Annotated in this window: 21 protein-coding genes; 13 read left to right on the forward strand and 8 right to left on the reverse strand. The window is 55.1% G+C overall.

Features of this window, described 5'->3' with window-relative positions:
• Positions 1-138: 138 nt before the first annotated feature.
• Positions 139-804 carry a ribulose-phosphate 3-epimerase gene (gene rpe, locus TH19_RS17980; protein WP_114103745.1) on the reverse strand — a complete coding sequence of 222 codons (666 nt, stop codon included), beginning with the start codon at positions 802-804 and terminating at the stop codon, positions 139-141.
• 132 nt (positions 805-936) lie between these two features.
• Entirely contained in the window at positions 937-2,283 is a 1,347-nt protein-coding gene (locus tag TH19_RS17985) for an RsmB/NOP family class I SAM-dependent RNA methyltransferase (protein WP_114103746.1), read from the reverse strand.
• Between the two features lie 220 nt (positions 2,284-2,503).
• Between TH19_RS17985 and TH19_RS17990 the strand changes: the two genes are divergently transcribed.
• From TH19_RS17990 to purH, 4 genes are all read left to right on the forward strand, one after another.
• On the forward strand, positions 2,504-3,517 hold the full coding sequence (locus tag TH19_RS17990) for an MraY family glycosyltransferase (protein WP_114103747.1): 1,014 nt from the start codon (positions 2,504-2,506) through the stop codon (positions 3,515-3,517).
• 126 nt (positions 3,518-3,643) lie between these two features.
• Complete coding sequence (locus TH19_RS17995; protein WP_114103748.1) at positions 3,644-5,605, forward strand: polysaccharide biosynthesis protein; 1,962 nt, start codon at positions 3,644-3,646, stop codon at positions 5,603-5,605.
• 201 nt (positions 5,606-5,806) lie between these two features.
• A complete protein-coding gene (gene hglS, locus TH19_RS18000) occupies positions 5,807-7,213 on the forward strand; it encodes a 2-oxoadipate dioxygenase/decarboxylase HglS (protein WP_114103749.1) in 1,407 nt (468 codons plus the stop codon).
• Positions 7,214-7,560: 347 nt separating this feature from the next.
• Positions 7,561-9,138: a bifunctional phosphoribosylaminoimidazolecarboxamide formyltransferase/IMP cyclohydrolase gene (gene purH / locus TH19_RS18005; RefSeq protein ID WP_114103797.1), complete on the forward strand. Its 1,578-nt coding sequence runs from the start codon at positions 7,561-7,563 to the stop codon at positions 9,136-9,138.
• 56 nt (positions 9,139-9,194) lie between these two features.
• On the opposite strand, the gene TH19_RS18010 is transcribed toward purH, so the two are convergent.
• Positions 9,195-10,502, reverse strand: coding sequence for an NtaA/DmoA family FMN-dependent monooxygenase (locus tag TH19_RS18010; RefSeq protein WP_114103750.1), 1,308 nt, complete (start codon positions 10,500-10,502; stop codon positions 9,195-9,197).
• A gap of 122 nt (positions 10,503-10,624) precedes the next feature.
• On the opposite strand from TH19_RS18010, the gene TH19_RS18015 reads away from it, so the two are divergent.
• From TH19_RS18015 to TH19_RS18030, 4 genes are read left to right on the forward strand one after another with little or no spacing between them, the layout of a single operon-like run.
• A complete protein-coding gene (locus TH19_RS18015) occupies positions 10,625-11,416 on the forward strand; it encodes an ABC transporter ATP-binding protein (protein ID WP_114103751.1) in 792 nt (263 codons plus the stop codon).
• Complete coding sequence (locus TH19_RS18020; protein WP_114103752.1) at positions 11,413-12,426, forward strand: FecCD family ABC transporter permease; 1,014 nt, start codon at positions 11,413-11,415, stop codon at positions 12,424-12,426. The genes TH19_RS18015 and TH19_RS18020 overlap by 4 nt, the downstream gene beginning before the upstream one ends.
• Entirely contained in the window at positions 12,426-13,487 is a 1,062-nt protein-coding gene (locus TH19_RS18025) for a FecCD family ABC transporter permease (RefSeq protein ID WP_114103753.1), read from the forward strand. Before TH19_RS18020 ends, TH19_RS18025 begins: the two co-directional genes overlap by 1 nt.
• Positions 13,488-13,507: 20 nt before the next feature.
• Positions 13,508-14,482: an ABC transporter substrate-binding protein gene (locus TH19_RS18030; protein ID WP_114103754.1), complete on the forward strand. Its 975-nt coding sequence runs from the start codon at positions 13,508-13,510 to the stop codon at positions 14,480-14,482.
• Between the two features lie 66 nt (positions 14,483-14,548).
• Here the strand turns inward: TH19_RS18030 and TH19_RS18035 are convergent, their stop codons facing one another.
• Genes TH19_RS18035 through hemC form a run of 4 tightly spaced genes read right to left on the reverse strand, consistent with a single transcriptional unit; the run spans position 14,549 to position 19,166 of the window.
• Complete coding sequence (locus TH19_RS18035; protein WP_114103755.1) at positions 14,549-15,985, reverse strand: heme biosynthesis protein HemY; 1,437 nt, start codon at positions 15,983-15,985, stop codon at positions 14,549-14,551.
• The gene (locus TH19_RS18040) at positions 15,982-17,424 is read right to left on the reverse strand and encodes a COG4223 family protein (RefSeq protein ID WP_114103756.1); all 1,443 of its coding nucleotides are present in this window, start codon (positions 17,422-17,424) and stop codon (positions 15,982-15,984) included. Before TH19_RS18040 ends, TH19_RS18035 begins: the two co-directional genes overlap by 4 nt.
• 40 nt (positions 17,425-17,464) lie before the next feature.
• Positions 17,465-18,214, reverse strand: a complete 750-nt coding sequence (locus TH19_RS18045) for a uroporphyrinogen-III synthase (protein WP_258548032.1) — start codon at positions 18,212-18,214, stop codon at positions 17,465-17,467.
• 7 nt (positions 18,215-18,221) lie between these two features.
• Complete coding sequence (hemC, locus tag TH19_RS18050; protein WP_114103757.1) at positions 18,222-19,166, reverse strand: hydroxymethylbilane synthase; 945 nt, start codon at positions 19,164-19,166, stop codon at positions 18,222-18,224.
• Positions 19,167-19,478: 312 nt separating this feature from the next.
• Between hemC and tsaD the strand changes: the two genes are divergently transcribed.
• From tsaD to TH19_RS18075, 5 genes are all read left to right on the forward strand, one after another.
• Positions 19,479-20,537 (forward strand): tRNA (adenosine(37)-N6)-threonylcarbamoyltransferase complex transferase subunit TsaD, encoded by a 1,059-nt coding sequence (tsaD, locus tag TH19_RS18055; RefSeq protein ID WP_114103799.1) that lies wholly within the window; start codon positions 19,479-19,481, stop codon positions 20,535-20,537.
• A gap of 60 nt (positions 20,538-20,597) precedes the next feature.
• Positions 20,598-21,602, forward strand: a complete 1,005-nt coding sequence (locus TH19_RS18060; protein WP_114103800.1) for an NAD(P)H-dependent glycerol-3-phosphate dehydrogenase — start codon at positions 20,598-20,600, stop codon at positions 21,600-21,602.
• 114 nt (positions 21,603-21,716) lie between these two features.
• On the forward strand, positions 21,717-21,995 hold the full coding sequence (locus tag TH19_RS18065) for a YciI family protein (protein ID WP_114096548.1): 279 nt from the start codon (positions 21,717-21,719) through the stop codon (positions 21,993-21,995).
• Between the two features lie 3 nt (positions 21,996-21,998).
• Positions 21,999-22,412: an EVE domain-containing protein gene (locus tag TH19_RS18070; protein WP_114103758.1), complete on the forward strand. Its 414-nt coding sequence runs from the start codon at positions 21,999-22,001 to the stop codon at positions 22,410-22,412.
• Positions 22,409-22,744, forward strand: coding sequence for a Rieske (2Fe-2S) protein (locus tag TH19_RS18075; RefSeq protein ID WP_114103759.1), 336 nt, complete (start codon positions 22,409-22,411; stop codon positions 22,742-22,744). Before TH19_RS18070 ends, TH19_RS18075 begins: the two co-directional genes overlap by 4 nt.
• Before the next feature lie 48 nt (positions 22,745-22,792).
• Here the strand turns inward: TH19_RS18075 and TH19_RS18080 are convergent, their stop codons facing one another.
• Positions 22,793-23,452, reverse strand: a complete 660-nt coding sequence (locus tag TH19_RS18080) for an alpha/beta hydrolase (RefSeq protein WP_278006997.1) — start codon at positions 23,450-23,452, stop codon at positions 22,793-22,795.
• Between the last annotated feature and the right edge of the window lie 12 nt (positions 23,453-23,464).

The raw sequence follows: 23,464 nt of genomic DNA on the forward strand, positions 1-23,464 counted from the left end.
TGCAGACCTAATGGGGTGATAGAAAAAATTTATCAAACAGTTCCGGCAATGATTTGAATGTATTCAAAACGCAATCGGGGTCGGAACCCTGTGATTGTTCCGACTCCGAAATGTTTTTAATAATGTCTTGAAGGCAGATTATGCGCCGCGGATTGCCTTGATATTGTTGGCATATTCCGACGGGCCGCCTTTGAAGGTTGCCGATCCTGCGACCAGAACGTTCGCACCTGCCGCGATGACCTGCGGGGCGATTTCCGGGTTTACGCCACCATCGACTTCAAGGTCGATATCGCGGCCGGTTGCATCGATCATTTTGCGGATACGTTTGATTTTCTCAAGCTGGCTCGGAATGAATTTCTGGCCGCCAAAGCCCGGGTTCACGGTCATGACCAGAACCAGATCAACCAGATCCATGACATATTCAATGACGCTTTCCGGGGTCGACGGGTTAAGTGACACACCGGCTTTTTTGCCCAGCGACTTGATCAGCTGAAGCGAACGGTGCAGGTGCGGGCCTGCTTCGGCATGAATGGTGATGATGTCGGAACCGGCATTGGCAAATGCCTCGATATACGGATCGACCGGTGCGATCATCAGATGCACGTCAAACACCTTGTCGGAATGCGGGCGCAGTGCCTTGACCACATCCGGGCCAATGGTGATGTTGGGCACGTAATGGCCATCCATCACATCAATGTGGATATAGTCGGCGCCTGCTGCGTCAACAGCGCGGACATCAACGCCCAACTGGGCGAAATCGGCCGAAAGGATCGAAGGTGCAATTTTAATGTTCGACGTGGTCATGCGTCACGGGTCCTGAAGCAATGCGGGATATGGGAAATTCGGGCATCTCATACCCCAAAACAGGCGGCCTGTCACCCGAATGGGGCTCATGGCTGCCTTGTCTGTGGGTTGAAATGGGATTTTGACGCGAAATCAGGACTTTTTGACGAGTCGGGCACAGAAAAAGCCATCCATACCGCCAAAATCCTGCATGTGGATCGGCAGAACGCGCAATTCACCGGCTTCGTTGATCGCCTCGTCCCAGCCGCCAAGTTCGGTTGCAGTGATCGGTTTGCGTTCGTAATTCGGATGATCGGCAAGGAATGATTTGATCTGATGCTCGCCTTCTTCGGGCTGCAAAGAACAGGTGCAATAGATCAACTCGCCACCAACATTCAAAAGCTTGTCAGCCTGATTAAGCAGCTTGGTCTGGATCGGCAGCAATGACTTCATCAGTTTATCATTCTGACGCAGCAGAATGTCGGGATGACGACGAATGGTGCCGGTTGCCGAACAGGGTGCATCCAGAAGAACCGCATCTGCACGCGGAGTATCTGGCGCAAGATCGGTGGCATCACCGGTCACAACCGCCGCACCAAGCGAGACACGTTCAAGGTTTTCAAACACGCGTTTCAGGCGGCCTTCGGATTTATCAACCGCGATTGCACTGGCACCAAGTGATGCCAGTTGCATGGTTTTGCCGCCGGGGGCTGCGCAAAGATCATAGATCGTCTTGCCCTGATAGGCTGAAAACAGGGTTGCCGGAATGGCAGCGGCGGCATCCTGAACCCACCAGTCACCATCGCGATAGCCCGGAAGGTCACGAATCCGGCGACCGCTTTCAAGGCGCACCGATCCGGTCGGCAGAACAAGGCCATCCATCTTTTCGGCCCAGTCGGCTGATGTGGTCCGGTCCTTGATCGAAAGGTCGAGCATCGCATGACCAAGGCTTGCCTCGGCAATGGCCTGGCTGATTTCCGCGCCATAGGCTTTTTTCCAGGACCCGCGCAGCCATGCTGGAATATTAAGCTGCCAGTCCTCGACGCCTTCGGGCCATTCAAAGCCGTCACGTTGCAATCCGCGCAGAACGGCGTTGATCAGCTTGGTATATTTGTGCAAACCGGCATCGCGGGCCAGATTGACCGTACTATCGACTGCACCGTAATCAGACGTATCCATAAAGAACAACTGTGCGACGCCAAGACGCAGGATATTGGTCAGGCGTGCGGCAACACGGTCTTGCGGTGGTTGATAGCGCGGTGCCAGAACCGCATCGATTTCGCCAAGATGGCGTAATGTGGTGCCCAGCAACTGACGCAGGAAATTGCGATCAAGCGATGGCAGGCCATAGCCGTGCTTTGACAGAAGTTCGTCCAGAGTCACTTCGCCGCCACGCAGTTCTTGCAAGGTTTTCAGTGCAAGCATCCGCGGATCGGGTGCCCCGACCGGTTGTTTGCGCGGTGCGTTGCGATGTGCTGGACGGGAACGGCGTTCTGTCAAAGGGATATCTCCGGTTTCGTGTTATGAAGGTTAGTTAAGCGTCGCGTGGCAAAGTGTAAAGCACCAAGCACCCGAATAGGTGGCATGGCTGCCTTGTGTTATCAGGAAAATGAGGGGCCGGATCACCCTGATCTAGGTTTGAAAAGCCTTGCGATGGATGTGCGGTCCGGCTAATCCAGACGGATCATCTTATGCCGATAGTGACAGGAATGCCCAAACCATGACGTTCGCCGGACTTGCGACCTTTTCGAGCATCTTTCTGATTGCTTCGATGTTGCTGACTTGGGTGGTTTTGAACTATCTGCGGCGCAAGGCAATTCTTGATATGCCCAATCACCGGTCCAGCCATGCGGTGCCGACACCGCGTGGTGGTGGACTTGCTGTGACACCGCTTTTGATTGTGCTGGTGGCAGTTGTGTTCATCCATACCGGGGTTACAGCGGTCAGTCATTGGTTGATGCTGGCTGCGGCCGCCGGGCTTGGTTTGCTCAGTTGGCTGGATGATCGTCATGATTTGTCGGCTGCTGTGCGTTTTGCCCTGCAATTCGTTGCCGTGATTATTGGTGTTCTTGCATTGGACAAGCCTGTTTTGGGCGGGCTTGTTCCGGTCTGGATTGATCATGTTCTGGTGGTGTTTGCCTGGGTCTGGTTCATCAATCTGTTCAACTTCATGGACGGGATCGATGGCATCTCCGGGGTTGAGGCCGGATCAATCGGGCTTGGCGTTTTCATCATGGCGTTGCTGGTGCCGTTGCCGCAATTCATCGGGCTTGGCTATATCGGGCTTGGTATTCTGGCCATCATGATCGGCTTTTTGATCTGGAACTGGCACCCGGCCAAACTGTTTCTGGGCGATGTCGGATCGGTGCCGCTTGGTTTTGTTCTGGGTTGGATGTTGCTGGAACTGGCATCTGAAGGCGCATGGGCTATCGCACTTATTTTGCCGTCCTATTATCTGTTTGATGCGACCTTTACCCTGATCAAGCGGGCCCTTCGTCGCGAAAAAGTCTGGCAAGCCCATCGCGAACATTTCTATCAATTGGCAACCCAGCGCGGCTTTTCCCATGCCCGGGTTTCAACCATGATTGCGATCAGCAATCTGATCCTGATCGGGGTGTGTTTTGCGCAAAGTGAAACGCCTGACTGGATGCGGGTCTTTGCAGCCCTGATCGTGGTTTTATCCCTTGTGGGCATGATGGTTCGGATGCCGGTCAAAGCAAAGCCGGACGCCTGATCCGGCGTATTGGCGACGCGCATTGCTTGACTTGTTTCCGGGCGGGCGCGAAAAGAAACACCTGTCCGTCTCTCGGGCAGACGGGTATATCCTTGTAAAAACAGAAAACTGCCTTTTAGGGACCGCATGTCGCGTTTTATTCAGCGAAGCCATATCACCTTTGTCCATGACATCTTCATGGCGGCGGTTTCTTTCCCGCTTGCGCTTTATATGCGTGTCGGGGAAGGCATTCAGTTTTATGACCTCAACAGCATCATGCTGTCTTCGCTGGCCTTCATGCTGATTGCTGCGGCAAGCTTCTGGTATTTCGGGCTTTATCGGGGGATTTGGCGGTATGCGTCGCTTAATGATCTGTCGACAATTGCCAAGGCGGTCACGGCGGCGGTGGCCATTCTGTTTCTCGTGCTGTTCCTGACCACCCGACTTGACTGGCTGCCGCGTTCGGCACCGCTGATCCAGTGGTTCTTGTTGATGGCGCTGTTGGGGGGGCCACGTCTGATCTATCGCGTGGCCAAGGACAAATCGACGGCGCGTGCTTTCGCTCGTCAGGGGACGACCCGCCTTCCGGTCTTGCTGATCGGCGCAGGTGACGAGGCCGAGACCTTTATTCGCGAAACCCAGCGTTCAGCCGATACTGTTTTCAAGGTGATCGGCATTGTTTCCCTTACGGAAGGGCGCGTCGGGCGGAATATTCATGGGGTCGAGGTTTTGGCAACCGTCGACAAGCTTGAAGACATCGTCAAGAAACTCGAGGCGGGCAAGAATGGTTTGCCGCGCCGTCTGGTTTTAAGTGGTGATGCGCTTCGTCATGAAGACAATGTCAAATGGGTCGAGATTGCTGATCGTTATGGCATGACACTGGCCCGGTTGCCGAAGCTGGGTGACTTGCGCGAAGGCCTTGCCGATCCGCTGCAAATCCGCCCGGTGGCCATTGAAGACCTTCTTGGTCGTCCGCAAGCCCGCCTTGATCGTGATCGCGTACGTGAAATGATCGGTGGGAAACGGGTTTTGGTGACCGGGGCCGGTGGCTCCATCGGATCGGAATTGGTACGCCAGATTGCCTCTTATGGCCCAAGTTCGCTGACCCTTGTCGATGCCGGTGAATATAACCTTTATGCCATCGATATGGAGATGGCGGAAAAGCATCCGGATCTGGCACGGCAAAGTATTCTTGGTGATGTGCGGGATCGTAAACGGATCGGGCAGGTGTTTGATCATGCGATGCCCGAACTTGTGTTCCACGCTGCTGCCTACAAGCATGTGCCCTTGGTGGAACACAATCCCAATGAAGGCATTCTGACCAATACACTGGGCACGCGAAACGTTGCTGAGGCCTGCCGTGCGGCAGGTGTTTCGACGATGGTTTTGATTTCGACCGACAAGGCGGTGAACCCGGCCAATGTGATGGGGGCGTCGAAACGTCTGGCCGAATGTTATTGTCAGGCGCTTGAAACCCTGCCTGCTGATCAGCGCGGCAAGACCCGCTTCGTCACGGTGCGGTTTGGCAATGTTCTGGGGTCTACCGGATCGGTGGTGCCACTGTTCCGGCGTCAGCTTGAAGCCGGCGGGCCGCTGACCGTTACCCACGAAGGCATTACCCGTTATTTCATGACCATTGCCGAGGCAGTTGAACTGGTTCTGCAATCGGCTGAACTTGGTCGTCATGGTGTGACCGATGGGGGTAAGATCTTTGTTCTCGACATGGGGCGTCCGGTCAAGATCGTCGATCTTGCCCGTCAGATGATCCTGCTTTCGGGTCTGCGACCGGGCAAGGATGTCGAGATCAAGGTGACAGGCCTGCGTCCGGGTGAAAAGCTGTATGAAGAATTGTTCCATGACAGCGAGCCGCCCGTGCCGACCGAAACCGATGGCGTGATGCTGGCAAGTCCGCGTGTGGTCGATTATGCCGAAATCCGGCAGGTATTTGATGCGCTTGAAGACAGTGCCACCAATCGCAATACCCACAAAACGCTGGAGCTGATCAGTCAGCTTGTGCCGGAATTCCAGCCGCCGGAAATTGGTGTGAAATCAATCTTTTCCGATGCACCGGCAGAAGCGGGTAGTAAACAGGTCGGTGGTTCGGCCTAGGCTTTATAGCGACTGTTTCCCTTTTTCCTATCGGTTGTAATATTCTGCGATGTTCATTCCATCAGTGAATGAACTCGTGCTGAATTGTCGTTTGTCATTGCCAAAAACGGGACATATCTTGCGCAAAGAATGATAAATCGGAATGACCTTTTCATCGGGTCATCTGAATTTCTTGCACGATCCGTCTTTTGGAGGTCCCACATGTCGGCAGACGCATTTGTCCATCCTGATGAAATTCGTTCGATGTTTTCCAGTGCGATGTCGGACATGTACCGCGCCGAGGTGCCGCAATATGGCACCCTGATGGAGCTGGTTTCTGACATCAATCAGGAAAAGCTCGCGGCTGACGCGGACCTTCGCGACGGGCTTGTGCATAATGATGAACTTGATCGTATTGATCTTGAACGTCACGGTGCGATCCGCCTTGGTAAACCCGAAGAATTGTTCAATATGCGACGCCTGTTTGCCGTGATGGGCATGCATCCGGTCGGCTATTACGATCTGTCGGTTGCCGGTGTGCCGGTACATTCAACGGCATTTCGTCCGATTGACGACGAAGCCCTGCGCCGCAATCCGTTTCGCGTTTTCACATCACTTTTGCGTCTTGAGCTGATTGAGGATGAAGATCTTCGCACCGAGGCCGAAGCCATTCTGGCAAATCGCGAAATCTTTACGCCAAATGCGCTTAAGCTAATCTATCTGGCCGAAAAGAACGGTGGTCTGGATCGTGTACAGGCCGAACAGTTTGTCACCGAGGCGCTTGAAACCTTCCGCTGGCACAGTGACGCGACCGTATCACTTGAAACCTATCAGAAGCTTCATGATGCGCATCGTCTGATTGCCGATGTTGTCTGCTTTAAGGGACCGCATATCAACCATCTGACTCCGCGTACTCTTGATATTGATGCGGTTCAGCGTGATATGCCCAAGCGTGGTATTTCGCCCAAGGCCATTGTCGAAGGCCCGCCGTCGCGCAACTGCCCGATCCTTTTGCGTCAGACCAGCTTCAAGGCGCTTGAAGAACAGGTCTATTTCGTTGGCGATCACCCGAAGGGGACGGCTGGTACTCACACCGCACGGTTTGGCGAGATCGAGCAGCGCGGTATTGCCCTGACTGCCGAGGGACGCAAGCTTTATGACGGGCTTCTGGCATCTGTGCGCCATGCCGTTCAGGTCAGTGCCGGTGGATCAAATGCACGCGATTACGAAACCGAACTGGCCGAACGTTTTGCCGCATTCCCCGATGATTACGAGACCCTGCGTGTCGAGAAGCTGGCCTTCTTCCGCTACAGCGTCACCAAGGCGGGCAAAAATGCCGCCGGGAATGTTGATCTTGGTGCGTCAGTGAACGATCTGGTTGATCAGGGTTATCTTCGTGCCGATCCGATTGTTTACGAAGATTTCCTGCCGGTCAGTGCGGCGGGTATCTTCCAGTCGAATCTTGGCAGTGACGAGCAGAAAAACTATGTCGAACAGTCCAATCAGGACGTGTTCGAGAAATGCCTTGGCGCAGCGGTTGCCGATGAATTGGCACTTTATGCCGCCCATCAACAGGCATCTTTGGATCAGGCCTTTGCGGTGCTGGGTATTCAGAAAAACGTCGCCTGATCTGATAGTTGGCAAAATTGATGCGGGGTGGCCAATGGGCCGCCCCGTTTTTGTTCCGGGATGCCAAGGCAGTTGGCGGGTTTGTAAAAGGCCGCCATGCAAGAATTCGGGGTCCACATTTTGCGCTGCACATGATAAAGCTCCGCGCGAAACATGGTTCGGACTCATTGATCATGTGTCGGCCCGGACAGAAATTGCACTATTCCTGTCGCGTTAAAAGGCCGGTCTTGCCCGCAACACTGTCATTTTCGCATGCACGAGCAGCCATGCGCATCTTGATATCGTGGGCCGATATATCATCAATGGGTCCGCAACCTTCATCACATTGATGCATGAAAGCGAACCCAATGACTGCTCGTATTGCGCGCGCGCTTATTTCCGTTTCCGACAAGACCGGTCTGGTCGAATTTGCCAAATCCCTTCACGCCCAGGGTGTTGAAATTCTGTCGACTGGCGGCTCTGCCAAGGCGATCGAAGCCGCTGGTGTGCCTGTCAAGGAAGTTGCCGATCACACCGGTTTTCCCGAAATCATGGACGGTCGTGTCAAGACTCTTCATCCGAAGATTCACGGCGGCCTTCTGGGCCGCCGTTCTCTTTCCAGCCACATGCAGGCGATGGAAGATAACGACATTTCCCCGATCGATCTGGTTTGTGTGAACCTGTATCCGTTCGAAGAAACCGTTGCCAAGGGTGCCGATTTCGACACCTGCATCGAAAATATCGATATCGGCGGTCCAAGCATGATCCGTTCGGCGGCGAAAAACCATGAATCGGTTACCGTGGTTGTCGATCCTTCCGATTATGACCGCGTTGTTGCCGAAATGAATGACAATGCCGGTGCCACCACCGCAGAAACCCGTCGTGTTCTGGCCGCCAAGGCCTTTGCCCGTACCGGTGCATATGATTCGGCAATTTCAAGCTGGTTTGCCGGTCAGCTCGGTGAAACCTTCCCGCAGCGCCTGAATGTTTCGGCCGAACTGAAACAGACCCTGCGTTATGGCGAAAACCCGCATCAGCAGGCCGCGTTCTACACCAACGGTAAAAACCGTCCGGGTGTGGCAACCGCGACCCAGCTTCAGGGCAAGGAACTGTCGTTCAACAACCTGAATGACACCGATGCTGCGTTTGAACTGGTGTCCGAGTTTGACGAAAAGCCGGCTGTTGCGATCATCAAGCACGCCAACCCGTGTGGCGTTGCAGAGGGTGCAACCCTGATCGAAGCCTATAACAAGGCGTTGTCTTGTGATCCGGTTTCGGCATTTGGTGGCATCATTGCGGTGAACCGTACCCTTGATAAGGAAACGGCCGAAGAAATCGCCAAGCTGTTTGCCGAAGTCGTGATTTGCCCGGATGCAGACGATGCCGCCAAGGAAGTTCTGGCAGCCAAGAAAAACCTGCGTCTGCTGGTAACCGGCGGCATGGCCGACCCGGAAGGCGAAGACATGACGCTTCGTTCGCTGGCGGGTGGTTATCTGCTTCAGAACCGTGATGCGGGCCGTGTGAAACGCGAAGAACTGAAAGTCGTCACCAAGCGCAAGCCGTCTGATGCCGAACTTGACGATCTTCTGTTTGCGTTCCGCGTTGGCAAGCATGTGAAATCAAACGCCATCGTTTATGTCAAAGACGGCAAGACCGTTGGTGTTGGCGCCGGTCAGATGAGCCGCGTTGACAGCTCGCGCATTGCCGCCTGGAAAGCAGAAGAAGCTGGCAAGAATGCCGGTGAAGCTGAACTGCGTACCAAGGGTTCGGTCGTATCTTCTGATGCGTTCTTCCCGTTTGCAGATGGCCTTCTGGCCGCGGTCAAGGCCGGTGCAACGGCTGTGATCCAGCCGGGTGGCTCCATGCGTGACGAAGAAGTCATTGCCGCTGCTGACGAACATGACATTGCCATGGTCTTTACCGGCATGCGTCACTTCCGCCACTAAGCGCGGTTGATATCAAATTGAAAAACCCCGGGGAAATCCCCGGGGTTTTTTGTTGGTTACTTGACGCCAAGATGATCGGAAAGCGTACTGCCGGAATATTCGGTGCGAAAAAGTCCCAGTTCCTGCAAGCGCGGGACAACCTGATCAAGGAACAGGTCAACCGATTGATGCGATCCGTTGGGAAGAGCAATGATGCCATCACCGGCATTGATTTCCGCCCAGGCGACGATTTCATCCACAGCATCCGCAGGCGTGCCGACCACGATCCAGTGTGATGATCCCATGACTTCCGGACGGGTCAGAAGGTCTTTGACCGTTGGCTGAGCACGCTCAATCAGGCGGCGGACAAGGTCACCATGGGTTTTGCTGCGCACCACCGTATCCGCAGCAGGCAGCATGTCGGCAGTGACGCGTGCATCCATCGGGTGATCTGTCAGATCAAGCGCGATCAGTTCCTTGATCTTGGCAATCATGCGGCGCGGGTCCATGCGCGCGTGAGTTTGGGCAAAGATGTCGCGGGCTTCTTCACGGGTCGGGGCCAGATACATGTTAAGTCCGGGCAGGATGCGAATATCATCGGGATCGCGGCCTTTGCTTGCCGCCCGTTGGCGCAGGTCACTACGCAGTTCGCGCGCAACTTCCGGGTCGGGGGTGGCGGCAAAGATCGCATGGGCAACGGATGCGGCAAAGTCACGCCCGGCTGGCGACGCGCCGGCCTGAAACAGCGGGACTTTGCCATTGCCAAAGGCCGGTGTGTTAAGCGGCCCTGCGACGTCGTAAAACTCCCCGTGATGATCGATCTGTGTCAGGGCGTCCGGGGTGCCATAAGTGCCGCTTTCGCGGTCCGCAATGATGGCATCGGACGGATAGCTTGCCCAAAGTTTATGGACCACATCGGTAAATTCGGCTGCCTGACGATAACGATCTTCGCTTGATGGCATTTCGGAAATTCCGAAATTCTCGTTGCCATCAAGGGATGTGACGATGTTCCAGCCAACTCGTCCTTGCGACACGATATTAAGCGACTGGATTTGCCGGGCGACGATGTAGGGCGGATAAAACGTCGTTGATGCGGTCGTGACCAGTCCGATATGGCTTGTATGTTCAGCCAGCGCAGTCAGCAAAATGGTTGGATCAATGCTCGAAAAGCCCGGTGAACCGGCAATCATGTCGGGTTTCATGAACAGGGTATCGGGCCGGAACAGGAAGTCGATCTTGGCCTTTTCCGCCCGCTTGGCGATATCGACGAAAAAGCCTGTGGAAAAGACGTTTTCGATATCGCTGTCAGCACGACGCCATGCGTCATTCATCAACCAGGTCGGGGCGACAGATAGGCCGATATGGATTTGCTTGCTGCTGGTCATGGTGGGTCCGTATCCTTTGATCATCGTCTGGCGGGTTGCTGATAATATGAATGAATATCATTTGCAGCACAAAACGCATTGATCTATGTTCCGGTCAGATTTGAACCACCGGACCTTTGCACGTGCTATCTGCTCAAGACCTTGTTGTTTCTTATGGGAAACTGCCCGTTCTGAACGGGCTTTCTGTCCGTTTTGATGCGGGCGGAGTGACGGCGCTGGTCGGGCCGAACGGGTGTGGAAAATCAACCCTTCTGAAATCGATCCTTGGTCTGATGCCAAAGTCGGGTGGATCAATCACCCTTGATGATGTGCCGATTGAAAGCATTCCGCGCCGCAAGCTTGCCAGTCGCATCGCCTATTTGCCGCAGGAAAATCATTGTCCGGACTATATTGTGCTGGGCGAGTTGATCGAACTTGCCGGTTACGCGCGCTATTCACTGTTTGGTGGGCCAAGAGCCAAGGATCGCGCCCTTTTTAGGGATGTGCTGCAAACGGTCGGCTTGGCGGATATGGCCCATGTTCCGGTCAATTCGTTGTCCGGTGGGCAACGCCAACGTGCCTGGATTGCGATGGTTCTGGCCCAGGACGCCGATATCATCCTGATGGATGAACCGGTCAACCATCTTGATATGAAATATCAGTACGCGGTGCTTGATCTGGTCCGCACGTTGGGCCGGGACCAGGGCAAAACGGTTATCGCTGTTCTGCATGATCTTAACTTGGCATCGGCCTTTGCCGACAAGGTGGTGATGGTCAGCAATGGCCAAGCAACATTTTCCGGCCCGACACAAGAAGTCATCACACCGGAAAACATCCGGACGGTATTTGACTTTGAGGCGGATGTTTTTGCCCGCAACGGCCAGATTGTCTGTCTGCCCAGCAGGGGTGGTGCGCTACAGGCAGAAGCGCAATGACACGGCGTGGTTCTGCATTTCTGGTCTTTGTTCTGGCCCTGACAATTGCCTTTGTGGCCAATTTGTCATTGGGTGCCAGCATCATCGCGCCAAACGATATCCGGGCCGCATTTTTTCAGTTTGATGCAGATAACTATGATCATTTCATCGTTGTTTATCAGCGTCTGCCACGTGTTTTGATCGCTGTTTTCACCGGCTCGGTGATGGCATGTGGTGGTGCTGTGCTTCAGGGATTGATGCGCAATCCACTGGCGTCCCCCACGCTGCTTGGCGTCAATGCCGGTGCGACCTTGTTTGTGGTTGGCGGCGTGATCTTTTTTGGCATTTCATCGGCGTCGCAGGGACTTGTTGCGCTGATCGGCGGTGCTGTGGGCTTCGCCATCTGTTTGGTGGTTGCCCGAATGTCGGGCATGGACGGGAACCCGAAGGGGCTGTCACTGATCCTGTCCGGGGCGGTGGTTTCGATGTTGCTGATCGGTATTGCCAACGCGTTTTTGCTTTCCAGTCCCGAGCTCCGAAACGAGTTCCTTGGCTGGATGAGTGGCAATATCAATCATGTCTATTTTGATCGCCTCGAACTGCTTTGGCCCGTTGGCGTGATCGGAATGGGTGTGCTTCTTGTGCTGTCACGCGCCCTGTCACTGATTGCGTTGGGTTCGGAAAAGGCGTCATCGGCCGGGGTGAATGTTACTTTGGTATCGCGTCTTGCGGTCGGGGCTGTGGTCCTGTCATGCAGTGCGGCTGTTGCCATTTGCGGGCCGGTTGGGTTTGTTGGCCTGGTTGTTCCCCATATTGTCCGTCCGTTGGTTGGTGCCAACCAAACTGCCGTCATTCCCGGTTGTATCCTTGTCGGGGCGACGGTTTGCCTGATCGCTGACATGATTGCACGCATGGCATTTGCACCGTTTGTTCTGCATACCGGATTGATGATGGACATGGTTGGCGGCGTGGTCTTTGCCATTATTGTTCGGCGCTATTACCTGACACCGGGCTTGCGGAGGTCTCTGTAATGCGGCTGACAAAGGGGCTTCACGGATATGCCGTCTTGCGGCTGGGCAGTGGCTTGGAAATCCGTCTGCATAATCTTTTGACAGCCATTGCCATGGCCTTGCTGGTTGTGATCGGGGGCGTGGTTCTGTTGACCATGGGATCAACTGACAGCACATTTTCGGATCTGGTGGATTTGCTCCGCGGTTCCGCAATGTCCGAAGATCTCAGCTTTGCCATTGCCGATGTTCGTATGCCGCGCATCCTGATGGGGTTTATGGCCGGATGGTGTGTCGCGTTGACCGGGGCGATGTTGCAATCACTGGCGCAGAACCCGCTGGCCGATCCCGGATTGCTTGGCCTCAGCCAGGGATCGCTTGTGGCCATCATGCTTGTTTTGGTTCTGTTTCCCGGTCTGCCTTTAATATACACGCCGCTTGCCGGTTTTGTCGGCGGACTGGCCGTGGCGGTGTTGTTGATGGTGTTGGTCGGGCGGCATCATTCCGGCGGGCTTGGCATTTTGCTGATGGGGATTGCGGTTGAAACCACGCTTTCATCGGTGACCTCGGTCTTGATTTTGTATGCACCGCCCGAACAGTCCCATGCGATTGCAAGCTGGCTTGCCGGGTCATTATTCCATTCCGACTGGCCGGCAGTGGGCGGATTTTCGGTCTGGTTTTTCTTCTCAATCCCGGCGGTTCTTGTTGTCGGGCGCAAATTGCGCAGTCTTGATCTGGGTGATCATATGGCCCTTGCTCTTGGCGAACCCGTTCATGTCACCAAGCCGATCATCCTGATTATTGCGGTTCTGCTCAGTGCGGCGGCAACGGCGGCTGTTGGTCCGCTGGTCTTTTTGGGGGTTATGGCGCCACATCTTGCCGGTTTCATTTCGCCGGCCAAAGGGCGGGCGCGTCTGTTGTTATCCGCAATGATGGGCGGCGTTTTGGTGGTGGCAGCCGACGGATTGACACGGCTTGGACCAGATCAGGTCGCACTGCCGACCGGGCTTGCCATCATGATGATTGGCGCGCCGCTTTTTATCATTTCGCTGCGCATTCGAACCATGCGTCAGGCCCGATCTTGAAATATTTATGCGGAGTTTCCATGCGTAAACTGATTATCGCTTTCGCCCTGATATGTGCCGGTGGTCTGGCCCATGCCCAGTCTGGTAACGACATGCGTACATTACAGGATGATCGCGGCCGCACCGTTTCGATCCCTGAAAACCCAAAGCGTATTGTGGTGTTGCAGGAACCCATTCTGGGTGTGCCGATTTTGGAGCTTGGCCGTGATATTGTCGGCTCATACGGCCGAAACGATGATGGCAGTTCAATGTTGCGGGTTGATTTCATTCAATCGGTGCTGGGCAAGGATGGCAAGGCACTGGGCATTGGCGGGATCGGTCCGATTGGCAACCTTGACCTTGAAAAGCTCCGTGCCTTGAAGCCGGACCTCATCATTGGCGGCGAAAGTGACGAGGACAAAGCAGACCTGTTATCGTCTGTTGCACCAGTTTATCTGCAGAATATCCGGACCCCGGATATCACGGGCTTCATCACGCAGCAGAAACTGGCGGATCTCTTGGGCGCGCAACAACAGTACCAAGCCCTTTGGGACGGTTATCAGAAACAGATTGAAGATGTTCGGGCCCATTTGCCCGGAAACCCGGATGGCAAGACCTATATGGCGGTGATCATTCACGACACCATCAATATGGTCACGAACAAATCCGGTGCGGTACAGGCGATTGAGGATCTTGGGTATCACCGCCTTGAAATTGACGGGACCGGCAAGGCGTCGGGATATGGTCAGGGATTCTCGGTGCCACTAAGTTCGGAGCAGTTCGCGCGCCTTAACCCCGATCTTTTGATTGTCATGAACAGCTATGTCAGTGCAGATCGCAGTGAAGAAACCATTCGCAAGCGGCTTGATGTGATCGTACCTGGATGGAACCGCTTCCTGCGCCCGGAAAAGGAAGGGCGGATTGTCTTTGTTGATTCGGTAAAGGTATCGACTCCGACAATCGCCAGCGCCCGTCATACTCTGGATGCGATTTCTGACTGGGCGGCATCCCGTTAACCGACTGCCAAAAAACAAACCCCGCAATCGATGTTGCGGGGTTTGTTAAATGCATTATGGCGATACTCAACCAGCAGGCTGGTTGCCTTTTGAAGGTTGGCCAGCCGTGGCGTCATCATCATTGCTGTGATCAATGACGGTGCCGTCTTGCTCAATCGCGACCGTTGCCTTTGGATCGGTGGTTTGCTGTGATGCTTTGGCCGCCGGGGTGTGATGCACACGCAGCGGCGCACGCCAGTCGACACTGCCAAATGAATGGCAGGACGGGCAGGATACGACCCAGCGATCTGTTTCCGCACCACATGCCCCGCAACGCCAATCCGGATCGGGGTTGGCGTGGCTGGCCTTGATCAAAAGATCACGGGCCTTGGCACCATCCTGATTTTCACGCAATTCAAGATCGGCCAGAAGGCGGTAATGCCGTGCCTCGGCCTTCGATGCCATGGCCTTTTCAAGGTTGCTGCGCGCAACACCCCAAAGATCGGCTTCAAGGGCTGCTTCGGCCAATACAAGCTGGCTTTCGATATGGGTCGGGTTGGTGGCCGCCAGTTTTTCAACCGATTTGACCTTTGCCAGCGGATCACCTGTCAGGGTGTCGCGGTAAATCGCACCTAGTGCCGCAGACGGCGCAACTTGCCAGCTTTGCAAGATAACGTCACGGGCCTTGGCATCCTGTTTGATGTCACGATAAAGACCCGCAAGCAATACAGCCGCCCCGGTAAACCCGGCCGACGCATTCAGTGCCTTGCGCAGAAGCTTGATGGCCTCGGCATTTTCACCGGCTGCAATCGCATCTTCTGCCTTGGCCGTAATCAAAAGAGCACGACGGCGTGTCAGTTCCTGTTCGCCAAACACCGATGCCTTTTGCGCATCCACCAACAAGGTCAATGCCCGGTCCCAGCGTCGCGACGTCAGCAACAGATCAAACAAGGTAACAATTACCGCCGGATTGCGCGGACGCAGACGATGGGCGCGTTCGGCGTAATCAAGGGCAGCTTCCCGATCATCGGCCTTAAGGGCCAGCTGCAACAGACCGCGCAGACCGAAAAATGCCGAATCCGGTTTTTCAAGCATGGCTTCGAACTGACGCTTGGCGGCATCGTTATTGCCATCAAGTTCGGCAGCCTGTGCAGTCAAAAGACGGGTCAGGGTGTCATCTTCAAGATAACGGTCAACTGCGCGGGTATGTTTAAGGGCCTGACGGACATCACCAGATGCCAGTTCAAGTAACCCCATGGTCAGGGCCTGTTGACCCTTTTTGCGACGGCGACTGCCCAAAAGGCGGCCGACCCAGCCCGGCGAATTGGCAATGATTGTCCAGCCGCGCCATGCAAGCACCAACACAACAGTCAGGGCAAGCAAGCCAAGGGCAACCATGCCAATCGATCCGTCAAAGCGATAACCCAGCCAGACAATGGTCATATTGCCGGGATTATCAGCAAACCAGACGGTGCAGAAAACCAGAACAGCCGTAATCAGAATAAAAGTCAGAAGACGGATCATTGGCTGCCCTCCGCCCCGGTCAGAAGGCCGATGGCGTGGGCGCTGAGTGTTGCGATGGCAGCATTCAGGGTCTGACGATGTTCAGCGGCACTTAGCCAGTCACGAACCGCTGCCTTGGCATGATCACCTTCGACACCTTCAAGGGCGGTAACAGCACCATCCAGGTCATCCTGTGCCAGTGCGTTTTCTGCAAGGACCAAGCGACCTTCAAGGGATTCTTCGCCCGCGGCATCAACACGACGGATCGGAATCAGTTTTTTGATATTGGCCCAGGTGGCATCCAGAACACTGCCCGAATGATCGTCGGTCGCCGCCGCAACGGCATCCTGTGCCATGATCGGGAAGGACTGGCGCAGTTTTTCAAGGGTTGGCGCGCCCAACTCTGCGAGCGGTTTCAGAGTTTCGATCTGTTCAAGGATAACCGCATCGTCACCGGCACTGCGTTCAAGCTGGTTCAGGGCAATCATGAACGGACCGCCGCGTTGAAGCGCATCGCGCAGGATCGTCACAGCCATGGCGATTGCTTGGCCACGGCTTTCAACACGAAGGCCGGTGGTTGCGCGGACTTCTTCTTCCATCGTTGAAAGACGGGCCGAAAGTTCGCGCATTTCATTGGCAACACCGGCAAGTTCGCTTTCCACACGTGCAAGCTCTTCGATCGGGGCGGTGCGGGTCTCGATCTCGGCCATGCGGCGGGCAACGGTGTTGTTAAGGGTATCTCCGCGTTCATTGTTCAGACGTTCGCGCAGGGCATTGATCGTGCCTTCAAGACGTGACAGACGCTCGGTCAGACCAGGGTCAACAACAACGGATCCATCCGGAAGCGCAGAACTATCAGCTGCAATCGTACCGCTGTCATTGGCAGCAGGAAGATCATTCTCGGCCTTGACCGCGGCATCGCCATTTTCGGCCATGGTCGCGTCTTCACTGGGGGCCGGGATCGTGCTTGATCCGGTATTCGGGCTGTTGGTTGCCGTGACGGTATCGTTTGACGCGGTGTCGGTATCAAATCCGTCCGGGGCAATTTCGGCCAGAATTTCATTGGGAACATACTGGGCCAGATGCGGCTCGGCGTCGCGCCACCAGATCGCGCGGGTCAGCCATCCTGCGGCCAATGCCCCGACAATGATCAAAACAAACAGAACCATTGCTTTGCCGCCGCCGCTTTTGCGTTTGGCGGGTGTTGCGGGTTTGCCATCTGTCGGTTTTGCACCGGTTTTCGCCGTGTCCGTCTTGGGGGCAGTATCGGGCTTATTGCCGTCATCTACCTTTTTCGACCCGGCATCTGAAACGCCGGGTTTCACGCCAGAAGATGCGTCAGCTTTCTTGGGATCCGGGCTTGCATTGCCCTTGCTATCAACGGAAATGGTTGCGGACGGTTTTTCCGTATCGGTCGACTTGGCGGAAGCGTTGGTTTTTGGCGTTTCTGGTGTTTTCACGATCGGACCATTGCAGTTTGCGGTTATTCCCAAAACGGCGTCAGGTACGGCAAGCCGTTACGACGGACCCTAATAAGGAAAGAAGGTATTCTTGTGTCGGTTGTGATGCAACGTGCGTTCTATGCCATGTAAGGTCTGAGATCCGCGATTGCACCGCCGGACTGAGGCAAATTGCATCTACCCCGGCCAACGCACCTTCAAGCTTATAGCTGTGAACAAGCTTAACAAAGGTTTCCGCAGTGCGGGGAGAGAAAAATAAAACCGCATCAATGTGATGACGATGCAATGCATCAATCACATTTTGCGGAAGCGTATCGCAGGCGATGGCTTCATAGACCGTCTGACGGTCTATGGTAAAACCATCAACCCGCAACATCCCGCCCAGATCACCAGCCGTTTTGCGCGCAGCAGGATGGAAAAGCGGCCCCGATGCGGGATCAATCTTTTGCCGGATCAGGGTTGCAAGATCATGAATGTCGCCATTGGCCGACAGGACATTTGCAAATCCCATTTCCCTGCACATACGTGCGGTAGCATCACCAACGCAAAGGGCGGGCAAGGTGCGGTCACGCGATAACTGGTCAAAAGCACGAACACCATTGGCCGATGTAAAGATCAGCGCCTGATAGGGGCTGATATCAAAAGGCTTTTCGGGTGCAGGAAAGCTGATGGCGAGCATCGGCGCGGACAGATGACGGTAGCCGCGCGTATCAAGCGCGGCCAATAATTCGGCAGAATCGGTTTCGGGCCGGGTATTTAACACCAAGGGTCCCATCTGCGTTTCCGTCATCTTGGGCTCAGGCCGAAATAAAGTCTGGCCCGCCGCGTTGTTTCAGCTCTTCACCTGCATCTGTACCGGCCTGCGCGGCTGTGTCCATATCGGGCTTGGCAATCAGGCGTTCAGTATCAAGGCGTTCGCTGCCATCCGGGCGAACAATGGTGACACGCAAACGCATGCTGCCATTTTCGTTAAATTCTGCCAGTGCTGCAATCGGCGTGCGGCAAGAACCGTCAAGTGCCCTAAGGGCGGCGCGTTCGGCTGTAACGCGGATGGCGGACTTTTCACAATGCAGTGCGGCCAGCCAGTTCTTGGTCTGGGTGTCGTCTTCGCGGATGGTGACACCGATGGCACCCTGTGCAACGGCGGGCAGCATATCGTCTTCGGCAATCGGGGCCGTGGCGATTTCCGGCTGGCCCAGGCGGTTCAGGCCCGCCATGGCAAGCAGGGTGGCATCAACCTGTTCTTCGCCCAACTTGCGCAGGCGGGTTTGAACATTCCCGCGGAATGTCACAACCTTCAGGTCAGGATATTTGTTCAGGATCATGGCTTGACGGCGCAGCGACGCCGATCCGATGACGGAACCCGCAGGCATTTCGGCAAAGCTTTTATATTTCAGCGAAATAAACGCATCGCGAACATCCTCACGCGGCAGAATGGTCGGCAGGATCATGCCTTCTGGCAGGATGGTCGGGACATCCTTCATGCTGTGCACGGCAAGGTCGATCTCGCCACCCATAAGGGCATCGTCGATTTCCTTGGTGAACAGCCCCTTGCCGCCGATTTCGGCCAGAGGACGATCCAGAATCTGGTCGCCGGTTGTGGTGATCACGGTAATGGCAATCGCACCTTCACCCGAAAGTTCAGGATGGGCACGGGCCAGTTTGTCACGGACCTCATGTGCCTGGGCCATTGCCAAGGGGGAACCACGGGTGCCGATGCGAAGTTTTGCTGTATCTGTCATGGGTGAAGTCTTAGTCTTAAAGCTGTTTGAAAACAAGGGTTGCGGGTGATTGACGCCCTTAAAATTCGCGGTCTTAACTTTAATGATTTTAACGTCTGGCAGGATGGTTTCATTGACTTATGTCCAACCGCCGTAACGGGGTATGATCAGACGTTGAAATGGCCGAAAACCGGTGAAGCGCGATAACTGCATATGGCAATTGCGTTGCACGGGGGTGGAAAGAACACAAAGTTTCCGCTACATCATCGCCAGATATATGACGGATTCCGATTGTCGAAACCTTCGGCAGACCTGCATAAGCGGATCAAAAACATGATCGTACTTGGTATCGAAACAAGCTGTGACGAAACGGCCGCTGCTGTCGTGAATGACAAGCGCGAGATTCTGGCAAACCGTGTTTTGTCCCAGCTTGACGATCATCGTCCTTATGGCGGGGTTGTCCCCGAAATTGCCGCACGCGCCCATCTGGAACATCTGGACCGGCTGGTGGCCGAGGCAATGGACGATGCCGGTGTGGATTTCGCCGATCTTGATGCCGTGGCCTGCACCGGCGGACCGGGGCTGATTGGTGGCGTGATGGTGGGAACCATGACTGCCAAGGCGATTGCCTTTGCCGCCAACAAGCCGTTTCTGGCGGTCAATCATCTGGAAGGCCACGCACTTACTGTTCGCCTGACCGATGACGTTGCCTTTCCCTATCTGTTGTTGCTGGTGTCCGGCGGCCATTGCCAGGTTCTGATTGTCGAGGGTGTTGGCCAATATAAGCGGATTGGCACCACCATTGATGATGCTGTTGGCGAGGCGTTTGATAAAACCGCCAAAATGATGGGATTGGGCTATCCCGGCGGGCCGGCCCTTGAAAAGATCGCCGCCAAAGGCAATCCGGAACGCTTTGGTTTGCCGCGTCCGCTGCGCGGGCGACCCGGATGTGATTTTTCGTTCTCGGGCCTTAAAACGGCTGTGCGCAACTATCTCGACGGTTTCCCGGTTCCCCAGCAAACGGACGAGGTCAAAGCCGATCTTGCAGCGTCATTCCAGCGTGCAGTGGGCGATACCCTGATTGATCGTGCGCGCAATGCGGTCTTTGAGTTTATGCGCGATTACCCGACAGGCAAGACACTGGTTCTTGCGGGCGGGGTTGCGGCGAACAAATATCTGCGCGCGCGTTTGACCGAACTGACCGATCAGGCGGGAATGAAGCTGGTCGCACCGCCACTTGATCTTTGTACGGATAATGCTGCGATGATTGCATGGGCCGGGCTGGAACGTTTCCGCCTTGGCGAACGTGATGATCTTGATTTCAAGCCGCGCCCGCGCTGGCCGCTTGATCCCGAAGCCCCCAAGCGCCCTGGTGCCGGGGTCAAGGCTTAGCAATCCTTTGGCCGGGTTGCGACGATCCACAGTGATTTCATTTTTGCCGGAACGATGATCATGAAAAAGCGCATTACAGTTGTTGGTGGCGGTGCCTGGGGAACGGCCCTTGCCGTGCAGGCGGTACGTGCTGGCGAAGATGTTGAACTGATTTTGCGCAATCCCGATCTTGCCGACCGGATCAACACCAAAGGCGAGAATGATCTTTATCTGCCCGGTGTTTCGTTGCCCGGTGCGCTGCGCGCCACGACGAATTATGACGGCATTCGCGACTCCGATGCGGTTCTTCTGGTGACACCGGCACAGCATTTGCGCGAAACCCTGACACGGTTTGCCGCGCACTGGACGGATGATCTTCCAGCTGTGATTTGCTGCAAGGGGATCGAAAAGGAAACCGGTGCCCTGATGGCGCAGGTGGTCAATGAGACCCTTGGTAATGTGCCGGTTGCTGTTCTGTCGGGCCCGACATTTGCACAGGAAGTGGCGGCTGGTCTGCCTGCGGCAATTACCCTTGCCTGCGAGGATCGGGTCTTGGGTAAACGTCTGGTCGATCTGATCGGAACGCCGGAATTTCGGCCCTATTTCAGTACGGATGTTGCCGGTGTTGAAGTTGCTGGCGCAATTAAAAACGTCCTTGCGATTGCAAGTGGCGTGGTTGCGGGGCTCAAGCTTGGTGACAATGCGCGTGCGGCTCTGATTACCCGGGGCATTGCCGAAATGTCGCGCCTTGCTGTTGCGATGGGCGGACGGGTTGAGACCATGTTGGGTTTGGCGGGGCTGGGGGATTTGACCCTGACTTGTACCGGTACGCTTTCGCGGAACTACACTTTTGGTGTTGCCCTTGGCGAAGGCCGTAAGGCCAAGGATATTCTTGCCGAACGCCGTTCGGTGACCGAAGGCGTTCATACCGCTGCTTCGATCACGGCAGTTGCCGCAAAATACGGTGTTGAAATGCCGATCTGTGCCGCAGTCAATCAGGTCGCAAATCATAATGCCGATCTGCGCAGCACGATTAATGCTCTGTTACAGCGTCCGTTCCGCGATGAACTGGAAAGTGCGGACTGATTTCTTCAGCCCCTTGATCACAAGCGGGTTATTGCCGATGGGTTCGGCTTGAGAATGTCGGGTGGTTCTGTCACTTTATGGTCATTGATCCCATAAAGAAGCAGGAAACAGTCCATGCATTTCTATATCCGTTGCGTTGATAAACCCGGTCACCTTGATGTCCGCAAAGCCAATCGCGAAGACCATCTTGCCTATATCAAAGGCGGCTTTGCAGAGCGCATTGTTGCGGCGGGTCCGACCCTTGATCCCGATATGGAAGGCATGAACGGTTCGGTCTTTATCATCGAGTTCGATAAAATCGAAGATGCCCGCGAATTTGCCGCCAATGACCCCTATGCCAAGGCCGGTCTGTTTGAATCGGTCGTGATCCGTCCGTTCAAGAAGGTGTTCTGATCCATGGCATATTGGCTGGTCAAAACCGAACCGGGAAGCTGGTCGTGGGACGACCAGGTCAAGAAAGACATCGAAGGCTGGGATGGGGTGCGTAACCATCAGGCCGCCAAGAATTTGCGCACCATGAAAACCGGCGACAAGGCGTTCTTTTATCATTCGGTAAATGAAAAACGCATCGTCGGGATTGTTGAAGTGGTGCGCGAATTCTATCCCGACGCAAGCGATGCCACGGGCAAGTTTGTGCAGGTTGATTTCAAGACGGTCAAACCGCTGAAAACGCCGGTAACCCTTGCCGATATCAAAGCTGATCCGCGCTTTGCCGAGCTGTCATTGCTTAAACAGTCGCGTCTTTCTGTGATGCCAATTGATGATGCATCCTGGGCGGCGATCTGCGAGATGGGCGGGGTTGCACCGTGACCAGTCTTCCGCAATCGGGCACGGTTTTATGTACGCTCAGTGATCTTGATGCTACCGGTGCCAAGGGCATCAATCTTGGTGGAACCGGTATTTTCGTCGTGCGAAGCGGTGATGATGTGTTTGGTTATGTAAATAGCTGCCCGCATATCGGCGTGCCGCTTGACATGGAACCCGATGAATTCATCAGCGATTTTGGCGCGGAAATCATCTGTTCCACCCATGGCGCGCGGTTCCGCATTGAAGACGGGGAATGTGTGTCGGGTCCTTGCACAGGTGATGCACTGGAATCCGTTGCGGTAAAGGTAACAGGCGAGAATGTCGTTCTCGCCTGAACCGGGTATCGGCAATTTCAAATGCCAATGGCGGCGGCCCTGATCCTGTCAGGCCGCCGTTTTTGCAATCATTTCATCAATATGCTTGGTGATGACATCCAGCTGATCTGGCTCGGACAGGCGATGGTCGCCGGTCTTGATCAGGTCAACACGTACGTCATCGGTTACCAGTGCCTCGGTCAGGCGAATAGCGGTTTGCCATGGCACATCGGGGTCTTTCATCCCCTGTACCAGACGAACCGGGCAGGCAAGTTCGATGGGATTGCGCAGCAAAAGCTGATTACGGCCATCCTCGATCAGGGCACGCGTGATGGTATAGGGATCATCGCCATATTCGGTTGGCTCGATCAATGCCCCCTGATCCATGAGTGTCTTTTTCTGTTCATCGCTAAACTGGGTCCACATCAGGTCTTCGGTAAAGTCCGGGGCGGCGGCAATGCCAACCAGTCCGGCGACCCGATCCTTGCGGGCAAGTGCTGTCAAAAGCATGATCCAGCCGCCCATGGACGAACCAACAAGTATCTGCGGGCCTGCCGTAATTTCATCAAGAACGGCAATGGCATCACTGGCCCATTTACCGATTGTTCCATCTGCGAATTTACCCGACGATTGTCCGTGACCGGAATAATCAAAGCGGGTATAAGCCACCCCCTGCCGAATGCAGTGTGCTTCAAGATGGGTCGCCTTGGTTCCGGTCATGTCTGACATGAATCCGCCAAG

The sequence above is a fragment of the Thalassospira profundimaris genome, assembly GCF_003326675.1.
Lineage (GTDB): Bacteria > Pseudomonadota > Alphaproteobacteria > Rhodospirillales > Thalassospiraceae > Thalassospira > Thalassospira aquimaris.

Bases quoted from the DNA above. Each gene is read 5' to 3' on its own strand.
- purH (WP_114103797.1), top strand. From the start codon at position 7,561: ATGACTGCTCGTATTGCGCGCGCGCTTATTTCCGTTTCCGACAAGACC.
- TH19_RS18035 (WP_114103755.1), bottom strand. From the start codon at position 15,985: ATGATCCGTCTTCTGACTTTTATTCTGATTACGGCTGTTCTGGTTTTC.
- tsaD (WP_114103799.1), top strand. From the start codon at position 19,479: ATGATCGTACTTGGTATCGAAACAAGCTGTGACGAAACGGCCGCTGCT.
- hemC (WP_114103757.1), bottom strand. From the start codon at position 19,166: ATGACAGATACAGCAAAACTTCGCATCGGCACCCGTGGTTCCCCCTTG.
- TH19_RS18010 (WP_114103750.1), bottom strand. From the start codon at position 10,502: ATGACCAGCAGCAAGCAAATCCATATCGGCCTATCTGTCGCCCCGACC.
- TH19_RS18030 (WP_114103754.1), top strand. From the start codon at position 13,508: ATGCGTAAACTGATTATCGCTTTCGCCCTGATATGTGCCGGTGGTCTG.
- TH19_RS17990 (WP_114103747.1), top strand. From the start codon at position 2,504: ATGACGTTCGCCGGACTTGCGACCTTTTCGAGCATCTTTCTGATTGCT.
- rpe (WP_114103745.1), bottom strand. From the start codon at position 804: ATGACCACGTCGAACATTAAAATTGCACCTTCGATCCTTTCGGCCGAT.
- TH19_RS18070 (WP_114103758.1), top strand. From the start codon at position 21,999: ATGGCATATTGGCTGGTCAAAACCGAACCGGGAAGCTGGTCGTGGGAC.
- TH19_RS18020 (WP_114103752.1), top strand. From the start codon at position 11,413: ATGACACGGCGTGGTTCTGCATTTCTGGTCTTTGTTCTGGCCCTGACA.
- TH19_RS18065 (WP_114096548.1), top strand. From the start codon at position 21,717: ATGCATTTCTATATCCGTTGCGTTGATAAACCCGGTCACCTTGATGTC.
- TH19_RS18060 (WP_114103800.1), top strand. From the start codon at position 20,598: ATGAAAAAGCGCATTACAGTTGTTGGTGGCGGTGCCTGGGGAACGGCC.
- TH19_RS18025 (WP_114103753.1), top strand. From the start codon at position 12,426: ATGCGGCTGACAAAGGGGCTTCACGGATATGCCGTCTTGCGGCTGGGC.
- TH19_RS17995 (WP_114103748.1), top strand. From the start codon at position 3,644: ATGTCGCGTTTTATTCAGCGAAGCCATATCACCTTTGTCCATGACATC.
- hglS (WP_114103749.1), top strand. From the start codon at position 5,807: ATGTCGGCAGACGCATTTGTCCATCCTGATGAAATTCGTTCGATGTTT.
- TH19_RS18045 (WP_258548032.1), bottom strand. From the start codon at position 18,214: ATGACGGAAACGCAGATGGGACCCTTGGTGTTAAATACCCGGCCCGAA.
- TH19_RS18080 (WP_278006997.1), bottom strand. From the start codon at position 23,452: ATGTCAGACATGACCGGAACCAAGGCGACCCATCTTGAAGCACACTGC.